We start from the raw sequence: 5,649 nt of genomic DNA on the forward strand, positions 1-5,649 counted from the left end.
AGACTGCTTTGTCAGTTCACAAGCAACAACTTCCTGCTTTGCACCTGACAGATCGATCACTATCTGAGAATTGTCGCCGGTGCCTGAACCGGGTGTGTTACCATTACCACCAATATTATCATTTGAAGTCACTTTTGAAAGATCTTCTTCTGTGATTTCATTAATAACTGCCGTGCCGGACTCTATCGCTGCACCAACATCTACTGCATTGTTGTTCTCCACTGGAATTGTATATTCCTCAGTATCTGTTGTTGGCTTAGGTTTTACAGGCGGAGTATATGGATTAGAAATTGTGACCTTAATGCATGCGGCAGCACTATCTGAAAATCCGGCAGCTCCAACAGCTTTATACCAAACGAAATAGGTTTTCGCTTCATTACCTGTGGGGATGGATGTGCTCCAGCCACTTGTCGGCTCCGTTTTATCGTCTGTTCCGAGTGCGTACTGCATGGTTCCGTTTTCCGCCGTGCCTGCGGTCACAAGCTCCTGCGCGGTGCCGGTGTATGTCAGCGTCTTGGCGTTCGGAGTGGTTTTTACGGTTGAAGCCGATTTTGTGTAAGGAAACAGTAATTTTTTGTAAGAAGACAGACTAGCACCGCTAGTATTTATAGCTATTTCTGTTCCATCACCGGTTCCATCGACTGTAATCCAGCCCATACCTGCTACGCTGTTCTTGACCGTACCACTTGATGCACTTGTGGTTCCCGTTACTGTTAAAGAAGTAATTTCGGAACCTATTTGTATATTCCCGGAACTACCCACATATAAACCATAGGCTTTACTACTACTGCTTATTCCAGTCGCCGTAACTGTTCCTCCGGTAATGCTAATGCCATTACTACTACCATCATATATTGCCGAACCGGTATCACTAGTGGAGTTTGTTGCCTGCGCAGTAACTGTACCTCCGGTAATTTTGACACCATACATAGTCTGAATTCCATAATTGGCTCCCATTGCCTCTACATTTCCACCATTAATGGTAATTCCACCCTTTGCATTAATCCCAGTCGAACTGGTTCCACTTGCTTCGATTGTTCCGCTATCGATTTGTACGCCCCCATTTCTCATATAGATTCCAGATGATGCTCCACGAGTAGTGAGAGTACCATCACCCGAGAAATTTAATTTTCCATAGTAGTAATAACCGCCACACATTCCAATACCGATATCATCCCCGGAGATAATGTTAGCCCCTCTTACTACAATATTGAGGGCATTACTGTTATTTTTATCTTCATAATAGATTCCCGCCTTCCCCCAGCCGTCTTGGAATTGATACCCACTTGTAATATTCGCATTGTTCAATATAAGGGTGTTGGTAGTCACATCATAGCTTGCTGTCGGAGTAGATACTTCTGTTATATTAGATGCATTCGCGCTCGTAACCTGCACTCCGCCTACCCAAAGAGGGTATTCGGTGACAACCGGTGCAACATATTCCGCTATCGTCAACTCCTGATTGGCGGATGCGTTTTCCGTATCGGTTTCTTTCAAACGAACAAAATAGGTACCATTAATGAGACCTGTGATGTCACTTCCAGTCCCAACCTTCCAATTCTCATCATCCCACTTCTTATACTCCATTGCCGTAGTGACACCGATAAGTTTTCCGTCATTATTGTCTGCCGTGGTGCAGTCTACCGCTGCAGCTGTAGCAGGAGCAGCCGGTGTCGTCTTTGCCGTGGGCGCGGTCAGCGTGATCGCTGCATTTGCGGTGGGCGTTCCTGAAACAGTGATCTGTGTGTAGCTGTTACGTGTCACAGAGATTCCGTTGACAGTGGCAACGCTATAATTTTCCGGGAAATAATAGCCGTCATCAGCTGTATAGACTACTTCATCCATTGCCCCGGACAAACCGGTCTGGGTTGCCGCGCCCGTATTCGAGCCTATGGTCATGTTGCTGCTCGGCGTGATGGTCACGCTGTAGGTATCGGCAGTTGTAGGCTCATTCACCGTCACATCACAGCTCGCGCTCTTGTTGCTATCGGCATTACTCTCTACCTTGACAGTAGCCTTGCCCACCGACATACCCTTGGCGTAGACGGTCAGGGTTTCGACGGCGTCCGTGCCGACCTCAGTTTTGCAATCAACATCAGAATACAACTTCACAGCACCAGAGTTCGTTCCGACGACGCTCCATTTCACCTTCTTTTCTGATGCGTCCTCGGGCTGGACGGTAGCCGTAAAGGAAACCTTCCCATCCACATTGATGGTCTGCGCAGTGGACGGATTCAGTGTCACGCCCGTAACGGCGACGACTTCATGAACGGCAAACGTTACTTCTGTTGAATACTGTTCTACGTTGACCGCTGTCACAGATATGCCGTCGGAAGTGCCAGTTACTGGCCAATAGCATTGTAAATCACCATTTGTAGGATTTGTAATTCTTGCGCCCAAATAATAATCACTGCCGCTTACGTTGCCCTTTAAGAGGTAGTAAGCACCAGTAGCTGATTCAGTAACTACCATATCATAATGAGTCTCACCACTTGAACTACTGACATCAGCTCTTACCAATGTATATGGAGAATTTGGATTGAGCCAGCCACCCGTGCCAGTATTATACTCGGTAGTCGAATTGATGGTATCGCCCACATGAAGTACATCTCCCTGTTTCAGAGATGTATATTCTGTCGCTGTCGCATACGCTGTCAGACTCATCCCCGGCATCAGTCCCAGCACCAGCACAAGGCTGAGCAGGACGCCCAAAAGTCGTTTCTTCTTTTTCATAAGCAATCTGTCTCCTTTTATATTCACGGCTGTTATGGCCGCCGCTGACCATGTTGAACACAATAAAACCGCCGAACCTGACAGGGTATAATAACCCCGTCAAGTCCGACGGTTATCCATCACGAATGTTGTATTCAGTTTCAAGCGCCTCGCAGGACGCAAAATACATTAAAGGGCACAGGCGAGCGCAGTTAGCCTCTGCTCTGCTCTGCTCTGTGGAGTGTAGGTCTATTCCGCATGACTGTCAAGTCTCGTTGTCTCAATACTCTTCCTCATTTTTGAATGTTGATGTACCGTATATCTTGATTATATAGATTTATCTCTAAAATGAGTGTTAAAAAGCATAAAGAAACTATTAAGCAACGCTTGCAATTTACTTCCTGATATGATATTTTCTTAAAGCATCATTTCTGATGCACCGATTGATATTCATTCTTTCGGATTTTCACTTAATTCATAAAACGCGTTTATGAAACCTGGAAAACTACTTTGTTTTACTACAAAAGCTATTTCGTCTGCGGCATTGGTCGTAGCACATACATTTTGGAGGGAGTTATTTAATGTCAAATAAAAAAATTTCATACAAGGATGCCACCGGCGTGATTGAATTTACTCTGAAAAGTGACATCATGTTTCACTATGTAATGCAGAAATCTAAGGCTGCACTTCTTGGGCTTGTCTGTTCGCTGAAAGGCTTATCGCCTTCTGAAGTAAGGGATATAATCGTCGTTAATCCAATAGAGTTAAACAACATGACCAAAGAAACCGTAATGGACTTAAAGCTGATCCTAAACAATAATGAAATTCTCAACATAGAGCTTCAGGTTTATACCGATAAGTACTGGATACAACGATCAATCTTATACCTATGCAGAGCATATGACAGCATCGGAGAAGGCGACGACTACTCCAAGTTAAAAGCAACAACCCACATCTGTATTACCGATCAGGATCTTATTCCCGGCGAGCCGGAATTCTACTCAGAGTATCTTTTGCTCAATACAAATAATCATACCCCATACACTAAAAAATTCGGAATAAAAGTGTTATCATTAAATCAAACACATATAGCTACCGAAGATGATGTTAGTAATAATCTTGTATATTGGGCTTCGATATTCAAAGCAACTACATGGGAAGAATTTAAAGCTCTTGCTGCCGGAAACCCGGCCATGGAGGAGGTGGGCGATTTGATCCTTGAACTTAATACTGACAACCAGACAAAAGAACTACTTGAAGGGCAACGCAGATACAGAGAGATGATGGCTTCACAGTATACTGCAGGCTATACTGACGCTGAGGATAATTATAAGAGCATAATTGCTGATAAAGATGCCACTATCGCTAATATGGGTGTCACTATCGCTGATAAAGATGCAGAAATTGCCGAGTTAAAAAAGGCTCTGAATGATATAAAGAGGCAATCAAAATAACCTGCTTTTTTATATTCAGGCTACTTATAAGCACTGATGATCCCTATGCGGCGCAAATAAAGCGCTGTCATAGTGATTATTCTATTGCTTATGCCGTCCTATTAATATGTCCCTAAGTCAAAACAGCATAAAAGTCCTCCCGCCACTAATTCGAAATAATGACAGGAGGAAGCGGTTAAAAGTGCTGTAGCTGAATGTATAACCGAAGGTATCCTGGCTGACTTCCTATCTAAAAACCGAGCGGAGGTGATTCGTGTGAGCGTATTGGAATACAATGAAGAACTTCATTTGAAAAATGTGTATCAGGATGGATATGATGACTGCGCTGCTCAGAAGGATGCTATTATTCTTGAAAAGGATGCTATTATAGCTGAAAAAGATAATGCTTTAGCAAAAAAGGACCTGGCTTTAGCTGAGTTGAATGACAGAATATCAAAACTTGAAGCTCTATTGGCTGATCTTACCAGTAAAGATAATTAAGCATCTATCATATAAAAATGTTGGGGGCTGTCAATCTAATGCGACAGCCCCATTATTTTTTTGAGACTTATTTCACTGTAACTTTAGCTTTCTTTGCATAGCCATTCTTGGCGTAAACATATACATAGCAGGTGCCTTTTCCTTTGGCTGTAATCTTGCCTTTGCTGCTCACGGTTGCAACATTCTTATCTGTTGAAGCATATCTGAAGGTCGGTGCATGTGCATCACTAAGCATGCGTTTCTTAGGATCCACTAGCTTGCAGCTTGCCTTAAGAGTTGCGGTGCCTCCCTCCTTGAGAGAAAACTTCTTCTTACTAAGGCTTATACTCTTCACATTGGAGAACTTGGTGTTCTTAGCACCTACGATATGTGCCGTTATACTCTTTGCTGTCTTTATGTAAGCGGTTCCTGATGCCTTGTAAGCAACAACATAAACTTTATAATTCTTTGTCAGGTCAATCTTTTTTCCATTTAGCTTCTTGATAGTAACAGAGTCCTTGGAACCGGATACTGTCTTTACAGGGTTCTTAAATTTTGTTCCACAGTAAGTTGCATATACCTCGTACCTGCCTGCACCTTTTACTTTTCCCCATGCTACTTTTATAGTCGTTCCTGACTGGGATACTTTAAGTCCTCCATTAAGAGCCAGGGTATCTTCTTCCTCTGTATTGGATGGCTGCGTTTCCTCATTTGCCGTATTTCCATCCTTCATGGCATTATCAGGCGGACTACTGTTATCATTCCCATTATTTGAAGTATCTTCTGCCGGCTTTTCATCCTTCGTGGAATTTTCTGGTGAACTGCTGTTACCATTTCCATTATTTGATGCATCTTCTGCCGTTGTTCCATTTCCGGAAGAATTACTATTTTCCGGATTACTATTTTCAGGATTACTATTTTCAGGATTATCTCCTGTTTTATCCTCTTCCTGCTTAACGTTATCAGCTTCTTCAGTAGCATTTTTCAAAGTTTCATCATACACAATAGCATAGTCTGAAAAATG

4 protein-coding genes are annotated in these 5,649 nt (G+C 43.1%); 2 read left to right on the forward strand and 2 right to left on the reverse strand.

All coding sequences use genetic code 11. The annotated features are described in order from the left end of the window. On the reverse strand, nt 1-2,760 hold a 2,760-nt coding region (locus T501_RS19075), incomplete at its 3' end, for a hypothetical protein (protein WP_156094527.1). Nucleotides 2,761-3,293: 533 nt separating this feature from the next. Here T501_RS19075 and T501_RS19080 point away from each other — a divergent pair. After that, a complete protein-coding gene (locus T501_RS19080) occupies nt 3,294-4,166 on the forward strand; it encodes a PD-(D/E)XK nuclease family transposase (protein ID WP_044917078.1) in 873 nt (290 codons plus the stop codon). 255 nt (nt 4,167-4,421) lie between these two features. Further along, nucleotides 4,422-4,646: a hypothetical protein gene (locus T501_RS19085; protein WP_044917079.1), complete on the forward strand. Its 225-nt coding sequence runs from the start codon at nt 4,422-4,424 to the stop codon at nt 4,644-4,646. Nucleotides 4,647-4,713: 67 nt separating this feature from the next. On the opposite strand, the gene T501_RS19090 is transcribed toward T501_RS19085, so the two are convergent. Continuing rightward, nucleotides 4,714-5,649 (reverse strand): Ig-like domain-containing protein (locus tag T501_RS19090; RefSeq protein ID WP_197028006.1); only part of this gene is annotated, 936 nt, incomplete at its 5' end.

The sequence above is a fragment of the Butyrivibrio sp. WCE2006 genome (assembly GCF_000701985.1).
Classification (GTDB): Bacteria; Bacillota; Clostridia; order Lachnospirales; family Lachnospiraceae; genus Butyrivibrio.